Genomic DNA, 25,826 nt, shown 5'->3' with positions numbered 1-25,826 from the left:
TACTACTTTTTTTGATTATTTCTTTGCTGAACCTTTTTTCTAAAATGTCTTTTAAAGAAAAACACAATAGTAATAAAGATAGCAAAACCTAGAAAAAAGTAAGCTCTTTCTCTATCTGAGTTCCATCTAACAATACCTTCTACAACACAAATAAAAGCCACCATTAAATATCCGTACTGAAAAAATTTCCAAAGTTTGTTCATCATTTTAATCTTCTGTTGTTTCTAATTTACCAGTAGTTTTTTTTGCCAAATGTTTAGTTAAATCATCTTTAGACTCAAAGCCTACTCCATAAATTGTATCATTAACTTTAATTAATTTAAATGCTTTTTCAGATATAAAATAATTATTTTTTTCATCCCAAAAAAGCTGTTCAGTTTCTAATCTTGAATTGTCTGTATGATTTAACACAACAACATTACCCCTAATTTCTGAAATAGATGTTTTAGGATAATTTAATGCAAAATCACCAATTATTGTTACAGAATCTATTTGATTTTCGAAGTTAACAATTTTTATCCCTTCAGGAAACTTACTGTAAGGATGTTCTTTTCTGTTAGAAAAATCTAACATTAAAGGTGTAATTAATTTTGAAGTTATTTTACCAGAATCTTTATAAACATGATATACATCTTTTGCTTTACCTACTGGTAGATTTTTATCGACTAAAAAATCTCTAACTTTTTTTGAATTATTAACACAAGAAAAAAGCATTCCTGAAATTAAAATTACAGAAATGCTTTTACTTTTTATATTGAAATTAAATTTCATTATTTTCCACTAGACTGAATTTTTACAGTCTCTCCAATCCAACATTTTATTGTATGACTTTGACCTTCTGATTTACCTGCTGTAAAAATTACTTTTTTACTTGGTAAATTAGCTCTATAGTTTCTTATGTACTTAGGTGCAACAGTAGATACACTTGGGTCTACAGAATAAGCTTTTTGTGCTTGTCTTAAAGCTGCAGCATAAACCATTCTTTTCTCAAACTCATCATCTCCACAATTATTAACACTAGTTTGGTAAGCTCTACCAATTAATAAATATGCTTTACCATAATTAGGGTTAAAAGATAAAGATTCTCTTGCTAAACTTCTAGCTTTACTTAATTGACCTCTTTTTAAAGCTGCTTCTGCAAACTGTAATTTGTATTTTGCTTTCTTTAATGGGTCTGTTTCTAATTGAAAAGCTTTTTCTCTCATATCTGCAGCTCCTTTAGAATCTCCATTTTTTTCTAAGATACCTGCATAGAAAGAATAAGAATCTGGAGAAGGTGTAGCCTCTGCATATGCCTTAGCTAATTTTTCAAATAAAGGATCTTCTTGACAACCTTTATTAAACATTCTAGAAACTGCTCTTCTTAACCAAACTGCATCATTCTTAAAAGTTTCGAAATCTCTAGTATAAATAGGAATTAATCTTTCACAAGTTGCGATTTCAGAAATCATTGCGTCTAAACCACCTTCAATTTGTCCTAAAGCTTTAGAGTTTACAGTATATATTCTTAAATATCTTTTTTCTTTGTTACTTAAAGTCTTTGTAGAGTCTTTAGTTAAGTCATTAATTTTCTTAGTATAATCATCTAACTTTTCTCCAACAGATTCTAATACATCATCATATGTATCAAAAACCTTTTGTGGGTTTACATCTTTATATTTATCTGTAACCCCTTGAAAGTATCTATAGATATTTTTAGCACCCATGTCTTGAGGAGATATTTTATACGCTTTTTCTAAAAGCTCAAATATTTCATCATCAGAAGCTAATTTATTTTTAATTAAATATGTAGCATAATCACTATGTACTTTTGCAGGATCTTTATCAGGAAAATACTGTAATCTTTGCTCATAAACTCTTTTAGCTAAAGCAGGACTTTTTTTAACATCTTCTGCAAGAGTAGATCCATACTTGTAAATGTTTACAGATAAGTCTTTACAATTATCCATTAAATACATCCAGTTGTCAAAAGACTCATTGTATTTTTTTGATAAATAGTCTCCTTTAAAAAGATTATATTTTATAATACATTCTTGATTTTCTTGCCCATTTGTTTTTGCAGTTGCTAAAAGCATAAAAACTGCTAATAAAAACGTAATTTTCTTCATTTTAATAATTTTTATTAATCTATTTTCCTTTTTTTGAACCAATTAATGTCTGTCAAAGATAAACTTAATCTAAGATTAAAATAATTTTCTTCTATCAAATTATTCTCTGTTGTACCTCTTTTTCCAAACTCAAATCCAAGGTTTACAGTAGATAATCGTTTCAATGGAAAACCTAAACCAAAAGATATGCCAAAGTCGTTTATTGCTGTGAAATTTGTATTTGTACCAGAACCATCTATTGATAAACCTGTTTTCTCAAATCTAACACCAGCTCTATAAGTTATTCTATCCCAATAGCTTGATATTGAATTTATTTTAGGTAAATAATAACCACCTAAAGAAATTCTATTAGAATTATCATATCTATAAGCACCAGTTGTATTTGCTAATATTCCAGAAGTTGTTAAAGCATCTTGCATTTCGTATTCCAACCCAACATACCATTTATCTATTTTACCTAATCCAACACCAAGAGTAGATTGTAGTGGTAAATTAAATCTACCATTAATTCTCGATGAAGATAGCGTATCTCTAGGACTTTCAGAACCTGATGCAGTAATTGCTAAAGAATAAAAATAATCGTCTCCTGAAACTCTTAAGTCATTTGCTAACTTTAATGAAGCCCCAGCAGAAACTTTTAAATTATTTTTTAAAACTTTTTCATATAAAGCACCCAATTTTACTGAACCCCCTCTTACATTAGTATTTTCATTATACCTAGTAGCTAATGCTACACCTCTTCTTTGAGTTAAAACGCTGTTTTCTACATTACCAAAACTAAAATCAGCTTCTAAACCTAAAGAAAGTCCTCTAAAAGCTTGAATACCAAAAGCACCATAAATTCTATTTACACCTCCATTACCTTCAAATAAAGTAATTTGGGTTAAGGTACCAGATGCATCTTCTAGAGAGTTCGTTAAAGAATAACCAACAGTAGATATTGGTTGTAACCCAACTGCAAAACCTGCTTTTTGACCAATAGGAAAACCAAAAGCTACATATGATAAACTTGTAGAAGTTGAAGATTGTGTAGACGTACTAGATTTAACCTTTAAATCGTTATTTAATGCACCCAAACTATAAGTTGTATATCTTAAGTTAGCATAAGCTGCTGGGTTTGTAAAGTTTAAATATTTGTAGTGGCTAAACGCAACTCCTATACCTCCCATTGCATTTTGCTCTACTGTTCTACTACTAAATTCATCACCAATTCCAAAGTAAGAGTATGGAGAAGAACTTGTTCTTTGCCCAACCATAAAACATGACATAGACAAAAAAAGAGCAACTAGAATATTTCTAATCATTTGTTATCGTTAAAAATCAATAATTTATTTAATCCTTCTAGGAGAAAATTTTGATTGGCAAATATGCTACTTTTTAATTGTTTTGACAAGAATTTTGCGTCTCCACCTGTTAAAACTATTGTTAAATGAGAAAATTTGTTTTTATATTGATTAATTACACCATCGATTTCTTGCAAAGTACCATTAACAACTCCTGAATGAATACTTTCTTCTGTAGTATTACCAATGAATGATTTTGGCTGTTTTACATCTAATAAAGGTAATTTAGATGTATAATCGTTTAAAGATTTGTATCTAATTTTAAGTCCTGGTGAAATGGCTCCTCCAAAATATTCTGAATCTTTAGAAACAAAGTCATAAGTAATACAAGTACCTGCATCTATTATTAAAACATTTGTTTTTGGAAATAACATAACAGCAGCTGATGAAAGTACTAATCTATCTACACCAACAGTTTTTGGAGTTTTATATAGATTTTTAAAAGGAAAACTAAACTTATGGTTTACTAAAATAAAAATTGAGTTTTCTTGCAAATAATTCGTGATTTCATTTGAAACATCTTTTACAGTAGAAATAATTGAGGATGAAATTAGATGTAACTTAAAAAGTTTTTTAATTTTTTTTAAAACAGTTTTATCTGTTTCTAAAAAGATTTCAGAAAGCATATCTTTCTCAAAAAGAGCAATTTTAATTCTAGAATTGCCAATATCTATAATCAGGTTCATGTTTCTAATTCTGATAAAAATCAAAAATACAATACATTTTTTTAATTTTTATTTAGTAGATGTGAAAAAACATTTTATATTTGCATCCGCTAATGCGATGGTGCCTTAGCTCAGTTGGTAGAGCAAAGGACTGAAAATCCTTGTGTCCCTGGTTCGATTCCTGGAGGCACCACCATAAAAACCCAAACTTAATTGTTTGGGTTTTTTTTGTTTACAACTTACTAAACCTTTTAAAACCTTAAAGATTTTCTGAATTTAAATTAAATAAGTTTTATTTTAATATCTACTATTTTTAGATTTATATATTTACATAGTTTATATAAATTATTCTAATGAAAAAATTAACTTTAGTTGTTTTAGCTGCAGGAATGGGTAGTAGATATGGAGGTTTAAAGCAAATGGACACCTTTACTTCACAAGGTGATACTATTATCGATTTCTCTATATATGATGCCCTTCAAGCTGGTTTTCAAAAATTTGTATTTGTAATTAGAAAATCAATTGAAAAAGACTTTAGAGCAACAATTGACAATAAACTAAAAAATAAAGCAGAAGTTGAATATGTTTTTCAAGAAGTAAATAATGTACCTGAAAAATACAAAAACTCGAAAAGAGAAAAACCATGGGGAACAGGTCATGCTGTATTAATGACAAAAAATGTTGTAAACGAAAATTTTGCAATCATAAATGCAGATGATTTTTATGGTAGAGATGCTTTTAATGATATTGCTAAACAATTAATCAAAACAAAAGAAAATAGTTTTGAGTTTTGTATGATTGGTTATGCTTTAAAAAATACCATTTCAGAAAATGGTTATGTATCTAGAGGTGAGTGCTTTGTTAATAAAGAAGGTTACTTAACAAATGTTATAGAAAGAACTAGAATAGAAACAATTGATGGATATTTAAAGTTTGAAGACGAAAAAGGTAAAATGGTTTCAATTGATAAAGAAACTACTGTTTCTATGAATATTTGGGGGTTTACCACAAATTATTTTGAATATGGAGAAAAGCTTTTTTTAGATTTTTTAGAAAAAAATAAAGAAAATTTAAAAGCCGAATTTTATTTACCTTTTATTGTAAACTCTTTATTAGCTTCTAAAAAAGCCTCAGTTAAAGTCTTAAAATCAAAAGCAAAATGGTTTGGAGTTACTTATAATGATGATAAAGAAAACGTTGAGAAAGAAATAAAAAAATTAAAAGAAGCTGGAGTTTATCCAATAAATTTATGGAATTAAATAATGATAAATAAAATACAAAACATATTTGAACAATTTGAACATCTTCATAATTATGTAAGTCATTCAGAAATACATTCAGGCCATATAAACGATACTTTTTTTGTAAAAACAGATGGTGTTACAAATTATATAATTCAAAGAATAAACCATAATATCTTTAAAAATGTATCTGGCTTAATCAATAACAAAGTGCTTGTAAGCAATCATTTAAAAAATAAATATTCATCAATTTATGGAGAAGAACTTAACCAAAAAGTATTAAGTTTTGTAAAAGCAAAAAAATCTAACAATTACTACATTAATGAAAAGGGTAACTTTTGGAACGCTATGATTTTTATAGAAAATAGTAAAACTTTTGAAATTGTTAAAGATGAAGAAATTGCATATGAAGCTGGTAAATTACTTGGTGATTTTTTAAAATTAACTTCAGATTTTGATAGCAACTTATTAGTTAATGTACTTCCGAACTTTCATGATATGTCATTTCGCTATCAACAATATGAATCATCTTTAAAATCAGCTACTTCAGATAGACTAAAAAAAGCCAATAAGTATGTAAATATGATTTCTCAATTAAAAGAAGAAATGCATATTCTTCAAAATTTAAAAGAATCTGGAAAAATTCCAGTTAGAGTAACTCATAATGATACAAAAATCTCTAACTCACTTTTTAATAAAGAAAATAAAGGGATTTGTATGATAGATACAGATACTGTAATGCCAGGTATTATACATTACGATTTTGGAGATGCCATTAGAACAATTTGTAATACTGCTGCAGAAGACGAGAAAGATTTATCTAAAGTCGAATTTAACTTAGCGTATTATAAAGCCTACAAAAAAGGGTTTATAGAAAAAACAAAAGATTCATTAACCCCTATTGAATTAGAAAAATTGCCTCTTGCTGCAAAAACTATGATTTTTATAATAGGTCTTCGATTTTTAACAGATTACCTAAATAATGATGTTTACTATAAAACAGAATATTTAGAGCATAATTTAGATAGAGCCAAAAATCAATTTAAATTATTAAATAGTTTAAATGAAAAGTTAAAAAAAAATAGAGTCTAATATTAGACTCTATTTTTTTATGATAAAAAACTTATTTCATAGCTTTTAAGTTATTAATTTCTAAGTCTGTTAAAGTTCTCCATCTACCTCTAGGTAAATTTTTCTTAGTTAGTTCAGCAAAAATTACTCTGTCTAATTTAATTACCTTATAACCTACATGCTCAAAAATCTTACGAACAATTCTATTTCTACCTGAATGAATTTCGATGCCAATTTCTGTCTTTGGTTCATTATCTATATAAGAAACAGCATCAATAAACACTTTTCTTCCCTCAATAATTACTTCTCCTCTTAATTTCTGTAAATCTTTTAAATCTAATTTTCTATCTAAAGATGCATGATATAATTTACGAACGTTATGTTTTGGATGAGTTAATTTTTTTGCTAAATCGCCATCATTAGTAAACAATAATAATCCTGTTGTATTTCTATCTAATCTTCCAACAGGATAGATACGTTCTTTAGATGCATTTGCTATTAATTCCATTACTGTTTTTCTACCTCTATCATCATCCATAGTAGTAATGTAATTTTTAGGTTTATTTAAAAGAATATATCTTTTTTGTTCTGGTGAAATGGTTGTTCCATCAAATTTCACAACATCTGTAGCTTGAACTTTATAGCCCATTTCTGTAACCAATTTACCATTTACTTCTACACTACCATGTTCTATATAAGTGTCTGCCTCTCTTCTTGAGCAAATACCAGAATTAGCTATATATTTATTTAATCTAACACCTTCTGAAGTATTTTTATTTTGAGGTGCACTCGGTTTTTTTTTGAAGTTTTTTCTATTTTGAGGTTTACTGCCTTTACCTTCTTGTCGTCTTCGCGACGAGTTTTTATTTGCATTCATTATTTATAAATTTTATGCAAAGGTACTTAAATTGTTGACTAATTTAATGAGCCTATTACTTTTTCTAATAATAAAGAAGTATCTAAAAACACCAACGAAAAAACACCCAACAATAATAGTATTTTTAAAAGATTATGCAATCTTCTATACTCTTTAACTGAATTAGACTTCATTAAATAAAATGCAACAAAAACAAGCATTAATCCTGCAAAATAAAAGTAATATCGCATATCATCTATGCCAGGGTAATTAAATAAGAATATTACAGGTACAATAGTAAACACTAATAAAACTAAACAAACATTTTTAGTATACTTTTCTCCATAAGCAACAGAAAATGTATTGTAGTTATTTGCAATTGCTCCTTTTAAATTTTCTAAATCTTTAATTAATTCTCTTACCATTAATACTAAAAACAAAAATATTGCATGTACAAAAATGATTTTTGAAAAATTTTTAAAATGAATAAAAACTACAAAAAAAGGAAGAATAGTAATTATGGTTGCAGAAAGTAAACCAATAAATGGATATTTTTTTAGTTTATGTGAATATATCCATATAGCAAAAATATACACAGCAAAAAAAACAGCCGCTCTAAAAGAAACTAATAAACCAAATAGACATCCTATAAAATTTAATACAAAATACAATGTAAGTCTAGTTTCTTGTCTTATATAATTATCTATACCTGTTTTAATAGGTCTATTAATTTTATCAACTTTTATATCGTAAAAATTATTGATAATATATCCTGCAGACACTACACAAATAGTTGAAAGTATTAAAAAATGTAGATGAATATCAAATAAGACAACTCTTAATGATTTTTCTGGAGAAAAAATAAAGATAGACGCTAAATACTGAGCAATAACTAATACTAAAACATTGTAACCTCTTACTACAGAAAGTAAGCTTACAATTTTTTTTAGAAAAGTCTTCTTTTTTGAAGAACTCATTGTGAAGTATTGTTTCTAGAACCTATAAACTAATTCTAATTTATAGTCTTGTAGGCTTTTTTTAGCTTTTTCAAAATCTTCAGTAAAACCTAAAATGTAACCTCCACCACCAGAACCACAAAGTTTTAAATAGTAGTCATTAGATTTTAAACCATTTGCCCAAACTTTATGAAATGCATCAGGTATCATTGGTTTAAAGTTCTTTAAAACAACTTTAGATAACTTTTTTACATTACTAAAAAGAGATGTAACATTACCACTTAAAAAATCATCTATACATGCATCAGTGTGTAATGCAAATTCATCGCTTATCATTTTTCTAAAACCTTCGTTTTTCATCTTATTCATAAAGATGTTTACCATAGGTTCTGTTTCTCCTACTTGTTCTGAATCTAATAAGAAAACAGCTCCTTTGCCTTCTTTTTGAGAAGGAATACCTGCTGGTTCTATATTTTCTTTAGAATTGATTAGTATAGGTAAACTTAAGTAAGAATTTAATGGGTCTAAACCTGAACTTTTACCATGAAAAAAAGATTCCATTACAGAGAATATTTCTTTTAGCTTAAGTAATTTATCTCTGGTTAAATTTTCTAGAATTGTGATTTTATCAAAAGCGTAATTATCGTAAATAGATGCAACTAATGCTCCTGAACTTCCAACTCCATAACCTTGTGGAATAGAAGAATCAAAATACATCCCTTTTTCTAAATCTTTTTTAAAATCTTCTAAATTAAAAGAAACTAGGTCTGTTTTTAGGTTAGATAAATAAGTATAAAATCTAAATAGGCTTTCATTAGATTTTTTTGCTTGTCCTGTTAAGTTTACAGAAGTCTTTAAAGCACCTCTATAAGCGTTAAATGGTATTGCTAAACCTTTAGAATCTTTTATAATTCCATATTCTCCAAATAGAAGAATTTTAGCGTAAAACAGTGGACCTTTCATTTTTCTTTTTAATTAACAATACAAAAATACGAATTCTAAAGTTAAGAAATTAATAAACATTTTTATAAAACGTTTTCCAAACCCCAACTTTTTCACCTTTATCGTATTTACCTTTTTCTTTTATCTTACCAGTTTTATAGAATGTTTTCCAATTACCTTCTCGTAAACCATTTTTATAAAAACCAACTTCTCTAAGTTCTCCTGTACTATAGTATTCTAAAAATTTACCTTGTAATTTACCTTCTTTATAGGAAACTGCTCTGTAAACTGTTCTGTTTTTGTAAAAATAAGTAACCTTACCTTTTAGATTTTCTCCAACCCTGTAGTAAGTTGCTTTATTTTGAGAAGTTCTATTTAAATCTTTGTCTAACCAAATGGTTTCTTGAGTTTTAAAACCAGTAAAAACTAAAAAAATTAAAACAAGAAATAAAGATAACTTGTAGTTTATTTTATGTTTAAGAAGTAAATTCAAACTTAGATTTTTTGGGCTCCTAGACCTGTATAATCACAAATATAATGATTTTTTTGACAGAATTTAGATAGCTCGTTTTCTATAAAATTCAATACATCATTTTTTTCGTTTTCAGGAAACAATACATGTACATTAGCACCTGCATCTAAAGTAAAACAAATATTACTATTAGTTGTTTCTCTAAATTGCCATATTTTATTTATAATTTCTAATGTATTTGGTTTCATTAAAATGAAATAAGGATTACTAGTTAGCATCATTGCATGTAAGGTAAGTGCCTCACTTTCCACTAAATTTATAAAACTTTTGATATCGCCATTTTGAAGAATTTTAGACATTTTTGTCAAATTCTCATTGGCTTGTTGAAACCTATTTTCAGCAAAAGGATGGTTATGCATTAAATTGTGACCTACTGTACTAGAAACTTGCTTTTCACCTTTATCTACTAATAAAATAACATCTTGATAATTAGAAAAAATAGGATGTACTTTTTCTGAAAATTTTACTCCAAATAAATCTGAACTTCCATCTATTTCTGGGTGTTTACCCCATACAACTAATGGCCCCTCTATACTTCTACTTGCAGATCCAGAACCTAATCTTGCTAAAAATGAGGCTTTTTTTGCTATATATTCTGATGTTAAGCCAGCAACTAATTCTTGCTCAAGACTCATTAAACACATAGCAATTGCACTTAAACCGCTTGCAGACGAAGCAATTCCACTTGAATGAGGAAAAGAATTTTCTGAATTAATTGTCATTTTATAATGAAATATGTAAGGACAATACTCTTGTATTCTATTAAAAAATTCAGCAATTTTTGGTTTAAATTCATCTTTTTGCTTGCCTTCAAAAAATAAATCAAAATCTACACTTTGTGATTTTTCTTTTTTTGTAAAATCAATTGTAGTAATTGTATGACAGTTATTTAAGGTGAAACTAATTGAGGCATTTTTTGGGATTTGAGGATTACTTTTACCCCAATATTTTACCAATGCAATATTACTTGGTGTTTGCCAAGTATAACTTGATGAGTTTATATAATTAACTGCTGATTTTACTAAAAATTGATCTGTGTTCAAGATGTAAAAAATTTTGAAACAAAGATAAAGTTTACCCTAGACTTCTGCTAATTTTTGCAAAACGGATTCTTTATAACTCCTGCTTATAGGTAATGCTTTGTTTTCAATCTCTATAAATTCGTTTGTGTAAGAAGTCATTTTATTAATAGATACAATATAAGATCTATGAATTCTAATAAAATTATCATGAGCCAGTTTTTCTTCTAAACTACTTATATTTTCTCTTGTAACTATTGTCTTTTGAGGTGTAATTATTTTAACATAGTCACTTAAACTTTCGATATATAAAATAGTATCAAAATTTATTTTAACCATTTTTCTTTCTGATCTAACAAACATAAAATCAACCTTATTTTCAGCAGTTTTTGAAGGTATTATTTTTTGAATAGCTTGCAAAAATCGATCATAGGAAATAGGTTTTAACAAATAATCTACAGCTTGTAAATTAAAACCATCTACAGCATATTCTCTATATGCAGTAGTAAAAATTACTTTAGCTTTTTTATCTATGATTTTTGCCAAACTAAGACCAGTTATTTCTGGCATATTTATATCTAAAAAATATAAATCTGCAGTATTTTCTTGCATAAAAACAAGTGCTTCTGATGCATTTTTACAACTTTTAATAAGTTCTAATTGACTTGTTTTATCAATATATGAAGTCAAGATTTCTAGAGCTATTGGCTCATCATCTACAATAACACATTTTAATTTATGCTTCATTTTATAAAGGTACTTTTAAATAAGTGGTAAAAGATTTTTCAGTTTCTTTAATTATTAAACTGCTTTTTAGACCATAAAGCATGTTTAATCTTTTCTTTATATTATCTAAACCTATTCCTGATCTAGATTTATTACTTTTATTTACGTAATTATTTACCTCAAAAACAAGATACCTATCTTTTACTTCTAAGTTAATTTTTATTTTTAAAATATTATCAATTTGTGCACCATGTTTAAATGCATTTTCTACAAATGGCAATAATAACATTGGCGGAATTTGAATTTCAATATCTTCTAAATTTACAGAAAAGTCTACTTGTAGACTTTCTTGAAATCTACTTTTTTCTAGAGCTATATAATTTTTAATGTGTTTAATTTCATCTACTAAAAAAACGTTAGGTTTATCTACTTGATATAAAATATAGTCTAATAGATCTGATAGTTTTAATATCATTTCTGGAGTTTCATCTGCTTTTTTTAAAGCAAAACCATACAAGGTATTTAATGTGTTAAATAAAAAATGTGGATGAATTTGCATTTTAAGAAACTTCAATTCTTGTTCTTTTAACTGCAATTGTGTTTGTAAAAATTTATTTTCTAAAGTTTTTTTCTCCTCTAATGATTGATAATTATATTTTAAAATTTTAAAGCTACTTGCTAATGCTATAATTAACAGAACACAAATTAAAATAACACCAGAATTTTTTGTTAATGCTGGCATATTTTTAAATTCTAAATTATAGAAAAAAACAAACCCAAAAACCACAGTTACTAAAACTGCACAAACTATAAAAACTAAAGAATAGAATGTATATAGTGCAAAGAGTTTATATTTTTTATGAATTAAATAATTAGGAATTAATTGATAAATAAACTGGTATGTTGAAACAATAGTTATGAGACTTAATAAAGTAGAAAACCAAAAAATAAAATCTATATTTTGAGTACCAACACTAAAAAAAGAGAAGAAAAAAAACCAAACAATTAACCAAAACAAAAAATGTAAAGGTGATTTTTTTAATGCATTAATTGCTTTTTTCTTCATTTTACAAAGTAACAGTTTTTACATTTTTGTTTGCATAAAAATAGATGAATTCTACAATTAATGTCCTTTTCTACCAATTTTAGTCTGTTTCTCGATTATTAGTCAAATTTGTAAAAAACAGTATTTAATTGGTAATTCATCGCATTTTAAATTTTTAACTAAGTTTACCAAATACATTTGCTATATAATTTTAAAAAATGATATTATGAATTTTATTATGGAAGGTGGACCAATATTTATGGTTCCTTTATTAATCTTACTTATTGTTATTGCAGTTTTATTTGCAAAGGGTTTAAAGGACAATACAGAAAAAAACAGCTATTTAATTAATTCTCTTAGTCTATTCTCTTTTGTTTTTGGAGTATTGGGTTTTGTCATTGGCCTTGTTAGTGCATTAGAATCATTATCAGCAATGCAAGGAGATATTGCTCCTCAAATATTAGCAGGAGGTTTAAAAGTAGGTTTATTATCACCAACTTTTGGAATGGTTATTTTTTTAATTGGAAAATTATTTTCCATAATTCTTACTTGGAAAAAACAGTAATAAATATTTCATGTTAATTTGTAAAAGCATCTTTTCTAAATTTTAGAACTGATGCTTTTTTGTTTGTATTTTTGTAAGTGATGAAAAACAAAAAAGTTTTCTTATTACTTAATGGTGAAAAGCCAAAAGAAGTTCCTAATTTCTCTGTTTATGATTTAATTTGTGCTACAGATGGTGCTTATCAATATTTAGAAAAATATAAAATTGTTCCTGATTTTGTTAGTGGTGATTTAGATTCTCTTGAAGCTATTCCTAAAGAAATAGAAGTAATTAAGACTACAAATCAAGACTTTACAGATTTTGATAAAATATTACAAATATTATTTGATAAAGGATTTACAAAAATTGATGTCTATGGAGCAAGTGGACAAGAACAGGATCATTTTTTAGGAAATTTAGACACAGCAATTCGTTGGAAAAAAAAATTATCCCTTACTTTTTTTGATAATAATGGTACTTATTTTTTAGCCAAAAAAAAAATAGTTTTAAGCAATTGTAAAGGCAAGATTATTTCATTAATTCCTTTTCCAAAAGCATCAAAAGTAGAAACCTTTGGACTTAAATACTCTTTAAAAAAAGAAACTCTAAAATTTGGTAAAAGAATTGGAACTAGAAATTTAGCCATAGACAAAAAAGTGAAAATAAATTTCAAAAAAGGAAATATGTTTGTTTTTATAAATAACTAAAAATGAGTAGAAAAATAAAATTATTGTGGGATTTTAGAGGTCCAGACGCTTTAGAAACTGCAAAACATCATACTGTGCATTTAAAAGAATTCGCAACTTTAGAAAACTTAAACTATCATCAAATTGATATACAAGAAAAGAACCCAATGTTAGTGGCTGCTTTTATTACAGTTGAAGAAAAAGACATGAAAATATTTAGAGATGCCCTAAAGCCACAAAGAGGTGAAATAGCTTAATAAATAGTTCAATATTTATTAAATAAAAAAATAAAACTATTTTACTTTAAATTATTTTATTATTAGAAAATATGGGTGATATAGCAATTTTACCTTTAGCACTAACTGTAATGCTCGGACCACAAATCTTAGTAAGCATGTTGTTAATTACGAGAAAAGATGTTGTAAAAAGTTCTTTAGTTTATACTTTTTCAATAACAATTACACTCTTAGCTACTATATTTTTATACAATTTTTTATCAAATTCTATTGATTTACATAGAACAACTGTAGGTAATAGACCTGTTTTAAAATATCTATTAATATGTCTTTTTATTATTCTAATAGTTAAAAATATAATAAATAGAAAAAAAATTACTGAGCCTCCTAAATGGATGCAAGGCATAAAAACTGCTTCGCTTTCTAAAATATTTTTTATTGGATTTTGTTTAATTGCATTTATGCCTACAGATATTATTGTAGCATTTACAGTAGGCAGTCTAGTAGATAGTGCAGAAAAATCTATTTTATTAGAAATTATGCCTTTTTTAAGTACGGTTCTTTTTATTTGCCTTTTACCCTTGGTTGTCTATTTTTCTTTAGGTAAAAATGGAGACTCATATATAGAAAAAGCTAACAACTGGTTAAATACACATGGATATGTAATTAATATTGTAGTATTTCTCTTTTTTATTTACTTGCTCTTGTAATTATTTCCACTTAATTCCACACCCAACACTTGGTTTTTGATTTTCTAATGCTGGTTTATTCTCTAATAAATTATCTAATGCTGCTCTCATATCTTTTCCTGTCACAGGTTTTTCATTTCCTGGTCTAGAGTCATCTAATTGACCATGATAAATGGATTTTAAATCGGCATCAAAAACATAAAAATCTGGTGTACAAGCTGCATCATAAGCCTTAGCTACTTCTTGAGTTTCATCATACAAGTAAGGAAAAGGATATTGATTTTCTACAGTTACTTTTTTCATTAAATGAGGAGCATCTTGTGGGTAATTTTCGATATCATTAGCACTAATTGCAATAAAGGCAATACCTCTTTGCTGATAATCATTTGCTAATTGCACTAAGGCTGAATTAACATGAATCACAAAAGGACAATGATTGCAAATAAACATGATTACTGTTCCTTTACTACCTTTTAAATCGTTTAGAGTATATTTTTTATCATCAACAGTATTTACTAATGTAAAATCTGGTGCTTTTTTACCAACTGCAAATTCATTTGATTCTGTTCTTGCCATTTTTTTTCTTGGTTTATGTTTATTCGTTGATAGTTTGTAGATTTTTGTGCTTCATCAATTACTCTGAAATTGCTTTTGCACAAATATAACCACCTGTCCATGCATTTTGAAAATTAAAGCCTCCTGTTACTGCGTCAATATTTAATACTTCACCCACAAAAAAGAGGTTTTTATGAATTTTACTTTCAAAACGTTTAAAATTTATTTCTTTTAAATCTACTCCTCCAGCTGTTACAAATTCATCTTTAAACGTAGTTCTACCATTAGCATTATAAACTCCTTTTGTTAACTGATTTGCTAGATTTTGCAATTGATGATTATTTAAATCTGCCCAATTTTGTGTTGCTTTAATTTCTGAAAACAAAACAAAACGTTCCCATAATCTTTTTGAAATTTCTGTAAAAGGTGATTTTAAAACGACTGTTTTTCTAGGTTCTTTTTTCTTTAAATTTAAAAGAACATTTAAAACTTTATCTGTAGGTCTAGATAACCAATTCACTTCTACATTATATTGATATTTTTTTTCTGCTAAAATTCTAGCTCCAAAAGCAGAAAGTTTTAACACTGCTGGCCCACTCAAACCCCAATGTGTAATTAATAAAGGTCCTGATGCTTCTAACTTTGTATTTACAAGTTGCACTGTAGCATTAGGCACAGAAATACCTAATAAATCTGTGATTCTTTTATCATTTATATTAAAGGTAAATAAAGAAGGAACAGGCTCTATTATAGTATGATCTAACGTTTTACATAATTCCCAAACTTTTTTTGAACTACCAGCTGCAACTACCACTTTATCAGCAACAAAAGTTTCTCTTTTTGTGTTGATAACCCATTTTTCTTCTTGTTGATAAACTGAGTTTACACCACAGTTTGTCAACACTTTAATATTCAACTTATCAACAGCATTTTGAAAGCAATCTATGATAGCTTGACTTGTATTTGCTTCTGGAAAAACACGATTATCTTCTTCAATTTTTAAAGGAACTCCCCTATTTTCAAACCATTCGAAAGTATCACCTGTCATAAATTGATGAAAAGGTCCTAATAATTCTTTTTTCCCTCTTGGATAAAATTCAGTTAAGTCTTTAGGAATAAAACAAGCATGAGTAACATTACATCTTCCTCCACCAGAAATCTTTACTTTTTGCAATACATCTTTTCCTTTTTCTAGAATGGTAATATCTAATTCTGGATTATTCTCTTTTGCATTAATTGCAGTAAAATAACCTGCTGCTCCACCACCAATAATTATTACGAGCCCCCTTTCCCCCAAAGGGGGTAAAACTTGATTATTAGGTCTTGTTATGTTCTTTTTTTCGCTCAAATTTTATTTTATGATTTGTTCTAAACTTTAGTTTTTGCTTTCAAACTTGCTAATTTCCTCCCTTTGGGAGGATTAAGGTGGGCTTTATCATTTCTGAATAAGAAATAACTATTTCAAATCCTTTATTCTTAAAATAACTTGGAGTTTTTTCATTTCCTGTAATCATAACAAAATCACCTCCCCAAGCACCAAGACTTTTGATCTCTCCAAAATAATCTGAAAATAGTTTCTCTTTAACTGGCTTTATTTTGATGATTGAACTAATAATTTGTTCGTGTTCTATGATAAGTTTTTCAAAGTCTTGTAAAGATTCAGCAACCAAAAAAGCTTCAGATAACTCTGAGATTCTTTTTAATTCAACTGAAAAGTCTTTTTTACTTTCTCTAAATTTTGCAATACCTTCTTTAGAATCTTGTTTTTTATTTAAGAAAACAAAAAATAGATTTTCTTTAAAAATAGGATTAAAATTAACTTGTTCTATAATTGGATTCTTATCTTTTATTTGATAAAAAACAGCTGTATTATTTTGAGCACATGCAATATCATAACCACTTCCTTTAAAGGAATTCCAAAGTAATTTAAAAGCATCTACTTTTGCCCAAGAAGCAATCGAATTAATTAATGTTGATGAGCTTCCTAATCCCCAATTTCTTGGAAAAGTCAATTTGGTTTTTACTATATAACCTCCATCAACATTTAAAAAATCTGGGTTTAAATTTCTAGCTTCTTCAAGTATTTCTAGTAATGTTTCCGCAATAAAATCTGCACTACCTTCTTTATCTGAATTAAATGTAGCAGATACTAATCTTAATTTTGGCAAGTCAAAAACAGCTTCAAACCAACATTCACCAGTATTTGTAAAACTACCCCAAATTAATTGAGGTTCTACAATTTTTTCTACAATTAAATTTTGTCCAAATTTTGTAGGTAAAGCTAAAGCTTTGGCTCCATCTAAAACCAAATATTCTCCTGTTAATAATAATTTTCCATTCGAATAAAATTCCATTACAACAAGTTAAATTGTTTAAAATGATGTGTAAAATGTTTTACTTGAAATTTTTTCCAATAATCGTAATCAAGTTCTCCAAAAAATGGATGTACGATTGTTGCTTTTAGATTAGCTTTATAATAGTTCTCAAACTTTTTGACTTGATGTACTAAATCATCTATTGCTTCTGTAAGAGATTCAAATTGTAAAGCATTAGGTTCATCTGATAAAAATGATGGTCTAAACCCTTGAGACAACTCATTATCTGTATCTAAAAAAGGTTTTCTTCTCGCTGTTTTTTCATCAGAAACAAACAAACCTGTTTTCACTGTATTGTTAGCAATTTGAGTTACAAAACTTAGGTGCTCTATCATTTGTTGTGCATTCATTTTACCAAAAATTGGTTTTGAATCACTACTTAACTTTTCTAATTTTTCTCGAATTAATGATTCATCTAAGAAATTAATCCAATTTATTTTAAGTTTTCTAATCTCTTCTAACTTTTCTACAACAGCAGAATGGGAAACTGTCTCTTTTTCAAAATACTTTTCAATTTGTTCTTTTTCAGCTTCAGTAGCATTAAATTGATTTAAAATATTTTGCAAGTGCATTTTCATGTGTCCATGCTGAATACCTTTTGTAGTTAAAGCTCTTAAAGCTGCAAAATTTTGAGCTAAACCAGCTGCTGCCATAATTTGCATTAGCTCTCTTGCTGTTGGTTTTTGCAATAACTCTAAAGAAAATTTAGCTAAAGGATGTAAAGCTGTTAAGCCACCTACTGTGCCTAAAGCTAAAGGAATTTCTATCCAAAATTTAAAAATACCATCATCAATTGTACAATGTGATAAACTAGAGTAAGAACCACTTCTAGAAGCATATGCATGAGCACCAGCTTCAATAGCTCTAAAATCATTTCCAGTGGCTAAAACTACTGCATCAATTCCGTTCATTATTCCCTTATTATGAGTAACTGCCCTGTAAGGTTCTACTTTTGCTATATCTACAGCTTGTTTAAATTTCTGTGCAAATTTCTGTGGATTTTCAACACCTAAATCATCAATTTTACAACTCACCTCTGCTCTAACCAAACACTCAGGAACGTAATTAGACAAGATACTCATCACAATTTCTATCTCATCATTCTTAAATTTATTTGCTATGGCTTCTAAACAAGAGTTTATAAAATTAGCACCCATAGAATCTTTAGTTTCAAAGGTGACATGTAATTGATAATAATTAGCAAGTTTATCTGTTTTATCAACTAAAACTATATCTAAAATACCTCCACCACGTTTTTCCATATTTTTTGTGATAGAAGCAGTTGCAGCATATAATTCTGTTTTATTTTTATTAACATAATCTTCTAAATCATTTTTATGACCTGCATACATAAAATGCACTTGCCCAATTTTTGTTGTACCTAAAACTTCGGTCTTAAACCCTCCTTTTTTACTCCAAAATTTAGCTACTAAAGAAGCTGCTGCAACCACAGAACTTTCTTCTATAACCATTGGTATTGCATACTCTTTGTTATTAATTACAAAGTTTGGAGCAACCCCAAAAGGCATGTAAAAATTAGTAATTGTATTTTCTATAAAATCATCATGCAGATTTTGCAAATCAGCATTAGTATTCCAGTATTGTTGAATAGTTTGTTTTATTTCACTTGGGTTTTGAAAGAAATTTTCTGTTAACCAATCAATTTTTTCTTGCTTGGTGAATTTCGAAAATCCAGATATTATTTTGCTCATTTAGGTCTTTGTATACTCTACAGAACAAATATAATTCAATACATTGAAACTAGTATCATGAATTAAGATTTCTGAATTTTTAGCTATTATTTTGCCGATTTTTCCGTAAACTTGGCAAATCTTTATTAAAAACTAATTTTCTAATGAAAAAACTGTTTATTATAGCAACTTTTATTTCTTTAATAAGTTGCAAAGAATCATCTGACACATCCTCAAAAATCATTACTGGAGATAAAGAAATTACACTCGAAGAAATTTGGAATGGTACATTTTCTCCAAAAAGAATGAATGCTTTAAACTCTATGAATGGAGATTTTTACTCTCTATTAAATAGTGATGAAAATGGAAATACAACTGTAGACAAATACAGCTATGAAACGCTAGAAAAAGTGGAAACTATAGTTAATAGTAAAGATTTAAAAGAATTAAATTCTTTTGAATCTTATAGCTTTAACAACGATGAAACAAAATTAATTTTAGGGACAAATTTTAATAAAATTTACAGACGTTCTTACACTGGTACTTTTTATGCATATGATATTGCCTCAAAAAAATTATCTTTAATTGGCGAAGACATTCAAGAGCCTATTTTTTCTCCTGATAATCAAAAAGTTGCTTTTGCAAAAAATAATAACCTTTTTATAAAAGATTTCTCTAAGAATAAGTTGACTCAAATTACTAAAGATGGTAAAAAGAATAGTATTATAAACGGAATTACAGATTGGGTTTATGAAGAGGAATTTGGTTTTGTAAGAGCTTTTGAATGGAGTAAAGACAGTAAATATTTGGCTTTTTTACGTTTTGATGAAACCAATGTTCCTACTTTTTCTATGGATATTGTAGGTAAAGAATTATATCCTAATCAACAAGTTTTTAAATACCCAAAAGCGGGTGAAGAAAATGCAAAGGTTACTTTACATACATACAATGTTGATAATTCAAAAACTGCAAAAATTAGCTTAGGAGATTACGAATACATCCCAAGAATAAAATGGAGTAACACACCTGCTGTTTTGGTAGCAACAACTTTAAATCGCCAACAAAACAATTTAAAATTACATAAAGTTAATGCATTAAGAACATCTTCTTCTATTTTATTAAATGAAACTGATAAAGCCTATATTGATATACATGACAATCTAACTTTTTTAAATGATAATAGTTTTATTTGGACAAGTGAAAAAGATGGTTACAATCATATTTATCATTATGATTTTAATGGAAAATTAATCAACCAAATTACCAAAGGAAATTGGGAAGTAACTAATTATTACGGATTTAACTCAAGTAAAAAAACCATTTATTATCAATCAGTTGAAAATGGTTCTATAAATAGAGGTGTATACTCTATAAATTTAGATGGATCTAATAAAAATTTATTAAGCAATGAAGAAGGCCAAAATAGTGCTGCTTTTAGTACAAATTTAAACTACTTTATAAACACCTATTCTTCAGCAACTACTGCTCCTGTTTATGATTTATATACAGCTGAAGGAAATAAAATTAAAAACATTGTAAATAATGTTGATTTAGAGGAAGAATTATCAACTTATAAAATGAGTCCAAAAGAATTTTCTACTATAGAAATCAATGGAAACGATTTAAATATGTGGATGATAAAACCTGCAGATTTTGATCCTAATAAAGAATATCCAATGTTAATGTTTCAATATTCAGGTCCAGGTTCTCAACAGGTAGCAAATAGATGGAATGGAGCAAATGATTATTGGCATAATATGTTAGCACAAAAAGGTGTTATTGTAGTTTGTGTTGATGGACGAGGAACTGGTTTTAAAGGAGCAGATTTTAAAAAATCTACCTATTTAAACTTGGTAAAATATGAAACTGAAGATCAAATAGCAGCTGCAAAAAAATTAGCAGAACGTTCTTATATAGATGAAAATAATATTGGTATTTGGGGATGGAGTTTTGGTGGACATATGAGTACAAATGCCTTACTAAAAGGTAATGATGTTTTTTCTATGGCTATTGCTGTAGCTCCAGTTACTTCTTGGCGTTTTTATGACACTGTTTACACAGAAAGATTTTTAAGAACACCTCAAGAAAATCCTGCTGGTTATGATGAAAATTCACCAATAAATTATCCAGAAAAATTAAAAGGAAAATACTTATTGGTTCATGGTACAGGAGATGATAATGTACATGTACAAAACACATACAGAATGATCAATTCTTTAATAGATGCAAACAAACAATTTGATATGTTTATAGTTCCAGATAGAGCTCATGGAATTAGAAAAGGAAGCACAATGCGTTTAAATCTATTTACAAAAATGACCAATTTTGTAGAAGAAAATTTAATTAATACAACAACTGAAATAAAAGGATAATTATGTTAGATAAAGGAGTAAGCACAACAACACAAGAACCAGAAATGTTCGGACATCCAAAAGGATTGTTCTACTTATTTTTTGCTGAGTTATGGGAGCGTTTTAGTTTCTATGGAATGAGAGCATTATTAATGCTTTACATGGTTAACGAAATCTTTAAAGCTTTAGCCGAAAAAGATGCAGCAGCAGCAGCTGTTTATGCTTCTTATGGTTCTTTAGTATATGCTTCTACAGTTATTGGAGGTAGAATTTCTGATAAGATTTTAGGAATGCGTGCTTCTATATTTCTTGGTGGTATTTTAATGTCTTTAGGTCATTTTGTTTTGGCTATAGAAAATGACATTGCTTTCTTTTTAGCATTGGCTTTTATTGTGGTAGGTAATGGTTTTTTTAAACCTAACATTTCAACATTTGTTGGATCTTTATACAAAGATGGAGACAGAAGAAAAGATTCTGGTTTCACCATTTTTTACATGGGTATAAACATAGGTGCTTTTGTTTCTCCTCTTTTATGTGGATGGTTAGGACAAACTTATGGCTGGCATTATGGTTTTGGTTTAGCAGGTATTGGAATGTTAACAGGTTTAGCATTCTTTTGGAGTGGAATTAAAAATAATGTTTTTGGTGATAGAGGTTTACCTCCAAACCCAGAAATATATGAAAAGAAAATAATGGGTATTCCTCAAAAAACATTTGTACCTATTGTCTCTTTTTTAGCTGCTCCTGTAATTGCTTATTTATTATCAGAATATAAAGCTGTTGGTGGTGGAGAAACTTTTTTAGGTGATAAAAACATAGTAAATCTTCTATTTGTTTTAATTGGTATTGCTGTATTAATTAATATGGTAATTATAATCGCTAAAGCTGCTGCAGATGAACGTAAAAAACTAGTTATGGCAGTTTTGATTACGTTTTTTATGACTCTTTTTTGGGGTTTTCATGAATTATCAGGAAGTATAATTACACTTTTTGCTGATAGAAATGTAGATTTAACTTGGTTAAATGCAGCTCAAACAAACTCTTTAAACCCTGTTTTTATAATCATATTATCTATACCTGTATCGCTTTTATGGGCATATTTATCTAAAAGAAATTTAAACCCAAGAACACCATATAAATTTGGATTAGGGTTAGTTTTAGCTGGTGCAAGTTTTTATGTGTTAGGTTTAAGTGGAGCTAGTGCTAATGAAAATGGATTAGTACCAATGGCTTATTTAGTAATTATGTATTTTATATTATCTATTGGAGAGTTATTTATGTCTCCTGTTGGATTATCAAAAATTACTGATTTATCACCTAAAAGAATTGTTGCTTTTATGATGGGAGTTTGGTTTTTATCATCTGCATTTGCTTTTCAGATTGTAGGTTTTATTTCTAAACAATTGGCTATAGAAAGTACAGATGTTAATGTTGGAGGTATGGAAACCTTAGCAGTTTATACAGATGGTTTTAATTTAATTGGTCTTTATTCATTAGGTGCAGGTGCTGTTGTTTTAGTATTCTCTCCTTTAATGAAAAAGCTTTTAGGCAACGTACATTAATAACTTATTTAAAACTCAACTTGGTTTTCAAGTTGAGTTTTTTTTATTTACAGTTTTGTAAATTTGGCATATGATTTGCGACTCAATAATTATGAAGAAATCAGTTTTACTTATATTATTATTTTGTACTAGCTTATTTACAAATGCTCAAAACAAAATTAATTGGTTAAGCTTTGAAGATGCAATTGAGTTAAACAAAAAAAGCCCTAAACCTATTTTAATTGATGTTTACACAGATTGGTGTGGTTACTGTAAAAAAATGGATTTAGAAACTTATTCTAATAAGGTAATTATAGACTATATCAACAATAATTTTTATGCTATAAAACTTGATGGTGAAGGCAAAGAAGATATTACTTATAAAGGCTATACTTTTAAGCTAAAAGGAGAAGGTAGATCTAAATATCACGAATTATCTGCTGCATTAATGAATGGTAGACTATCTTATCCAACAACCATTTTCATGAACGAAAAAGAGCAAATGCTTCAACAAATTCCTGGTTATTTATCTACAAAACACTTTGAGAAAATTTTAGCTTTTTTTAATACTAAAGCATACATAGATACAGATTGGCCAGAATTTGAAAAGAATTTTAAAAGCAATATTAAATAGTTATTTTATAATAAAAGCACCTTTTTTACTTGTATTATAAAAAAGTATATTTTCTTTTAATGAAACCTCTTCCCATAAATTCATATAACTTTTGTAATTACTTCCATCAGCAATAATTTGCATAGGCTTAATAACCTTTATTAAACGTTCTAAATTAATTTTAGGCGATTGCTGTAAAATTACAATAGGATTTTTTAACTGCTTTATATTGTAAACTCCTAAACTATCTACAATTAGTATATTCTTGTTTTTAATTGAATAAATATTCTTTAATTGATTAGTGTAATTTAAACTTACTTTTTTACCAACTTTATAAGAGTTTAAGAATTTATGATTATTACTATTTGTAGTATGATAAATCGTTAATTGATTACCTAACCTTTCTCCAAGAATAGAATATCTGCTTTTATGAAAAACGATAAATTCTTCTTTAGAAACTCTTTGCTTACTTTCTATCAATAAAACTGACTGTAACACAATTATTGATCCTAAGAAAAAAAGCAACTTCTTTGGTGAATATTTAAATACCAATAACACAAAACTAAAAACAATTAAGTACATACTAATCATCATCCAAAAAGACAATGATAACTCTTCAAATAAAAATGCCTCTTGATTAGAAATCCATTGAACAAAACTGTTTATGATAGATATAATTTTTCCATAGAAATCTGCAAAAAATTGAGGTAAAATATTTAAAACTGAAAGTAAAATAACGATAATTCCACCAAGTAAAATAGCTCCTAAAAAAGGAATAATTATCAAATTCGACAATAAAAACAACCCAGGAATTTGATGAAAATAATAGATACTTAAAGGTAAAATTCCTATTTGTGCTGCAATAGAAACTGTAAACAATCTCCAGAAGAAATTAATTATTTTTAATTTTGGATGCCATATTTGGACTAATTTTGGTTGCACCCAAACAATAACAAAAACAGCTAAATAACTTAATTGAAAGCCAACATCAAATAAAAACATTGGTTTAAATAAAAGTAAAAAGAACATTGAGCTGATTAAAGAAAACTCGACAAAATTTCGTTTTCTAAAAAATAATCCAAAAGCAACAAAAGTAAACATGGTTACTGCTCTAATAACAGATGCAGACAAACCTGCTACAAATGCAAAACTCCATAGAAATATTATAACTACAATTGTTTTTACAATTTTTCCATTTTTAAACATCTCTAGAGGCTTAAAAAGCCAATTTAAAATGAGTAAAATTATACCTACATGTAAACCAGAAACTGCTAAGATATGAATGGCTCCAGCTTTAGAATAATCATCAATTAAATCTTTAGAAATATCTTGTCTTTGCCCTAATAAAAGCGCACTTATTACTCCAAGTTCATCGTCTTTAAAATGATGTTTTTTTAAAGAATTTTGTACTTTATTTCTAAAACTTGCAGACAAACCAAATAGAGAAATATCATTATTTACAAGTTTTTTAAATTCGTTTTCAGCGATAAACATTTGCTGAGTAATTCCTTTTTTAGCTAAATAGCTTTTATAATCAAATTGATGAGGATTTAAAGGAGGCATTACATCTAAGAAATCTGTTTTAACTAGTAAAATATCATCTACATTAATACCTGAATGTAAAGTGTCTTTTTTAAGATTTAAAAGTACTGAACCACAAGTTTTAAAATCATCTATTTGAATAACTTTAGCTTCAAATTTAAAATGATAAAACCCTGGTTTAAGTACTTTATTTATTTTCAAAATTTTAGTTGAGTTATTATCAATAAAATTTTGATAATAATTAGTATAATGCTGTTTATTCTGAAAATATACAGTTGAAATACCTATAAAAAAGAATAAAAAAAAACTAAGAAATGTCTTTATAATTTTAGACTTCACTAGAAATAAAGTCAATAGAATTATCCCAAAAACAGACAGGAAATGTAAAAATCCAAAACACCAGATTTTGTAATAAAACTGAACACAAATACCTAATATTAAGAAAATTACAAAATGTACTGGTAAGTAATTTAGTAACCTTTTCATAGCGAAATAAAGT

Annotated in this window: 26 protein-coding genes and 1 tRNA gene; 10 read left to right on the top strand and 17 right to left on the bottom strand. The window is 27.5% G+C overall.

Translation table 11 applies throughout. The features are described 5' to 3' along the window. Positions 1-2: 2 nt before the first annotated feature. Genes ACFOWD_RS05700 through ACFOWD_RS05680 form a run of 5 tightly spaced genes read right to left on the bottom strand, consistent with a single transcriptional unit; the run spans position 3 to position 4,137 of the window. Positions 3-206, bottom strand: coding sequence for a hypothetical protein (locus tag ACFOWD_RS05700; protein ID WP_298991733.1), 204 nt, complete (start codon positions 204-206; stop codon positions 3-5). A gap of 1 nt (position 207) precedes the next feature. Next, complete coding sequence (gene lptC, locus ACFOWD_RS05695; RefSeq protein WP_377408840.1) at positions 208-771, bottom strand: LPS export ABC transporter periplasmic protein LptC; 564 nt, start codon at positions 769-771, stop codon at positions 208-210. Further along, entirely contained in the window at positions 771-2,108 is a 1,338-nt protein-coding gene (locus tag ACFOWD_RS05690) for a tetratricopeptide repeat protein (RefSeq protein WP_377408838.1), read from the bottom strand. Before ACFOWD_RS05690 ends, lptC begins: the two co-directional genes overlap by 1 nt. 14 nt (positions 2,109-2,122) lie before the next feature. Next, a complete protein-coding gene (locus ACFOWD_RS05685) occupies positions 2,123-3,412 on the bottom strand; it encodes a hypothetical protein (protein WP_377408836.1) in 1,290 nt (429 codons plus the stop codon). Then, positions 3,409-4,137 (bottom strand): type III pantothenate kinase, encoded by a 729-nt coding sequence (locus tag ACFOWD_RS05680; protein ID WP_377408834.1) that lies wholly within the window; start codon positions 4,135-4,137, stop codon positions 3,409-3,411. The genes ACFOWD_RS05685 and ACFOWD_RS05680 overlap by 4 nt, the downstream gene beginning before the upstream one ends. Before the next feature lie 99 nt (positions 4,138-4,236). Between ACFOWD_RS05680 and ACFOWD_RS05675 the strand changes: the two genes are divergently transcribed. From ACFOWD_RS05675 to ACFOWD_RS05665, 3 genes are all read left to right on the top strand, one after another. Further along, positions 4,237-4,312: transfer RNA gene (locus ACFOWD_RS05675), tRNA-Phe, on the top strand. A gap of 157 nt (positions 4,313-4,469) precedes the next feature. Next, complete coding sequence (locus tag ACFOWD_RS05670; RefSeq protein ID WP_377408832.1) at positions 4,470-5,375, top strand: nucleotidyltransferase family protein; 906 nt, start codon at positions 4,470-4,472, stop codon at positions 5,373-5,375. Between the two features lie 3 nt (positions 5,376-5,378). Next, positions 5,379-6,449 carry a phosphotransferase gene (locus ACFOWD_RS05665; RefSeq protein WP_377408830.1) on the top strand — a complete coding sequence of 357 codons (1,071 nt, stop codon included), beginning with the start codon at positions 5,379-5,381 and terminating at the stop codon, positions 6,447-6,449. 31 nt (positions 6,450-6,480) lie between these two features. On the opposite strand, the gene ACFOWD_RS05660 is transcribed toward ACFOWD_RS05665, so the two are convergent. Genes ACFOWD_RS05660 through ACFOWD_RS05630 form a run of 7 tightly spaced genes read right to left on the bottom strand, consistent with a single transcriptional unit; the run spans position 6,481 to position 12,525 of the window. Then, complete coding sequence (locus ACFOWD_RS05660; RefSeq protein ID WP_298991698.1) at positions 6,481-7,305, bottom strand: pseudouridine synthase; 825 nt, start codon at positions 7,303-7,305, stop codon at positions 6,481-6,483. Positions 7,306-7,343: 38 nt separating this feature from the next. Continuing rightward, positions 7,344-8,261: a geranylgeranylglycerol-phosphate geranylgeranyltransferase gene (locus ACFOWD_RS05655; RefSeq protein WP_377408828.1), complete on the bottom strand. Its 918-nt coding sequence runs from the start codon at positions 8,259-8,261 to the stop codon at positions 7,344-7,346. A 15-nt stretch (positions 8,262-8,276) separates the two neighbouring features. Continuing rightward, positions 8,277-9,203 carry a mevalonate kinase family protein gene (locus ACFOWD_RS05650; RefSeq protein WP_377408826.1) on the bottom strand — a complete coding sequence of 309 codons (927 nt, stop codon included), beginning with the start codon at positions 9,201-9,203 and terminating at the stop codon, positions 8,277-8,279. A 49-nt stretch (positions 9,204-9,252) separates the two neighbouring features. Then, entirely contained in the window at positions 9,253-9,675 is a 423-nt protein-coding gene (locus tag ACFOWD_RS05645) for a toxin-antitoxin system YwqK family antitoxin (RefSeq protein ID WP_298991691.1), read from the bottom strand. 2 nt (positions 9,676-9,677) lie between these two features. Beyond that, positions 9,678-10,757 (bottom strand): diphosphomevalonate/mevalonate 3,5-bisphosphate decarboxylase family protein, encoded by a 1,080-nt coding sequence (locus ACFOWD_RS05640; RefSeq protein ID WP_377408824.1) that lies wholly within the window; start codon positions 10,755-10,757, stop codon positions 9,678-9,680. Positions 10,758-10,793: 36 nt separating this feature from the next. Further along, entirely contained in the window at positions 10,794-11,480 is a 687-nt protein-coding gene (locus tag ACFOWD_RS05635) for a LytR/AlgR family response regulator transcription factor (RefSeq protein ID WP_377408822.1), read from the bottom strand. A gap of 1 nt (position 11,481) precedes the next feature. Next, the gene (locus ACFOWD_RS05630; RefSeq protein WP_377408820.1) at positions 11,482-12,525 is read right to left on the bottom strand and encodes a sensor histidine kinase; all 1,044 of its coding nucleotides are present in this window, start codon (positions 12,523-12,525) and stop codon (positions 11,482-11,484) included. Between the two features lie 205 nt (positions 12,526-12,730). On the opposite strand from ACFOWD_RS05630, the gene ACFOWD_RS05625 reads away from it, so the two are divergent. The 4 genes from ACFOWD_RS05625 (at position 12,731) to ACFOWD_RS05610 (ending at position 14,680) form a co-directional block, all read left to right on the top strand. After that, positions 12,731-13,069 carry a MotA/TolQ/ExbB proton channel family protein gene (locus ACFOWD_RS05625; protein WP_377408818.1) on the top strand — a complete coding sequence of 113 codons (339 nt, stop codon included), beginning with the start codon at positions 12,731-12,733 and terminating at the stop codon, positions 13,067-13,069. An 80-nt stretch (positions 13,070-13,149) separates the two neighbouring features. Then, positions 13,150-13,755: a thiamine diphosphokinase gene (locus tag ACFOWD_RS05620; RefSeq protein ID WP_377408816.1), complete on the top strand. Its 606-nt coding sequence runs from the start codon at positions 13,150-13,152 to the stop codon at positions 13,753-13,755. A 2-nt stretch (positions 13,756-13,757) separates the two neighbouring features. Beyond that, positions 13,758-13,991 carry a hypothetical protein gene (locus ACFOWD_RS05615; protein WP_298991679.1) on the top strand — a complete coding sequence of 78 codons (234 nt, stop codon included), beginning with the start codon at positions 13,758-13,760 and terminating at the stop codon, positions 13,989-13,991. Between the two features lie 71 nt (positions 13,992-14,062). Beyond that, a complete protein-coding gene (locus ACFOWD_RS05610; protein WP_298991677.1) occupies positions 14,063-14,680 on the top strand; it encodes a GAP family protein in 618 nt (205 codons plus the stop codon). Here the strand turns inward: ACFOWD_RS05610 and ACFOWD_RS05605 are convergent, their stop codons facing one another. From ACFOWD_RS05605 to ACFOWD_RS05590, 4 genes are all read right to left on the bottom strand, one after another. Beyond that, on the bottom strand, positions 14,681-15,235 hold the full coding sequence (locus ACFOWD_RS05605; protein ID WP_377408813.1) for a thioredoxin family protein: 555 nt from the start codon (positions 15,233-15,235) through the stop codon (positions 14,681-14,683). 58 nt (positions 15,236-15,293) lie between these two features. Beyond that, positions 15,294-16,511 carry a BaiN/RdsA family NAD(P)/FAD-dependent oxidoreductase gene (locus tag ACFOWD_RS05600; RefSeq protein WP_377409615.1) on the bottom strand — a complete coding sequence of 406 codons (1,218 nt, stop codon included), beginning with the start codon at positions 16,509-16,511 and terminating at the stop codon, positions 15,294-15,296. A 100-nt stretch (positions 16,512-16,611) separates the two neighbouring features. Then, on the bottom strand, positions 16,612-17,568 hold the full coding sequence (locus ACFOWD_RS05595; RefSeq protein ID WP_377408812.1) for a GYDIA family GHMP kinase: 957 nt from the start codon (positions 17,566-17,568) through the stop codon (positions 16,612-16,614). Beyond that, the gene (locus ACFOWD_RS05590; RefSeq protein ID WP_377408810.1) at positions 17,568-19,301 is read right to left on the bottom strand and encodes a hydroxymethylglutaryl-CoA reductase, degradative; all 1,734 of its coding nucleotides are present in this window, start codon (positions 19,299-19,301) and stop codon (positions 17,568-17,570) included. Before ACFOWD_RS05590 ends, ACFOWD_RS05595 begins: the two co-directional genes overlap by 1 nt. Positions 19,302-19,444: 143 nt before the next feature. On the opposite strand from ACFOWD_RS05590, the gene ACFOWD_RS05585 reads away from it, so the two are divergent. From ACFOWD_RS05585 to ACFOWD_RS05575, 3 genes are all read left to right on the top strand, one after another. Further along, positions 19,445-21,652 carry a S9 family peptidase gene (locus ACFOWD_RS05585; RefSeq protein ID WP_377408808.1) on the top strand — a complete coding sequence of 736 codons (2,208 nt, stop codon included), beginning with the start codon at positions 19,445-19,447 and terminating at the stop codon, positions 21,650-21,652. A gap of 2 nt (positions 21,653-21,654) precedes the next feature. Next, a complete protein-coding gene (locus ACFOWD_RS05580; RefSeq protein ID WP_377408806.1) occupies positions 21,655-23,193 on the top strand; it encodes a peptide MFS transporter in 1,539 nt (512 codons plus the stop codon). Between the two features lie 91 nt (positions 23,194-23,284). Next, a complete protein-coding gene (locus ACFOWD_RS05575; protein WP_377408804.1) occupies positions 23,285-23,806 on the top strand; it encodes a thioredoxin family protein in 522 nt (173 codons plus the stop codon). On the opposite strand, the gene ACFOWD_RS05570 is transcribed toward ACFOWD_RS05575, so the two are convergent. Further along, positions 23,807-25,813: a ComEC/Rec2 family competence protein gene (locus tag ACFOWD_RS05570; RefSeq protein WP_377408802.1), complete on the bottom strand. Its 2,007-nt coding sequence runs from the start codon at positions 25,811-25,813 to the stop codon at positions 23,807-23,809. Positions 25,814-25,826 lie beyond the last annotated feature (13 nt).

Origin of the sequence: Polaribacter marinivivus (genome assembly GCF_042651285.1) — a bacterium.
GTDB classification, from domain to species: domain Bacteria; phylum Bacteroidota; class Bacteroidia; order Flavobacteriales; family Flavobacteriaceae; genus Polaribacter; species Polaribacter marinivivus.
This window is presented reverse-complemented; position numbering and strand designations above follow the sequence as displayed.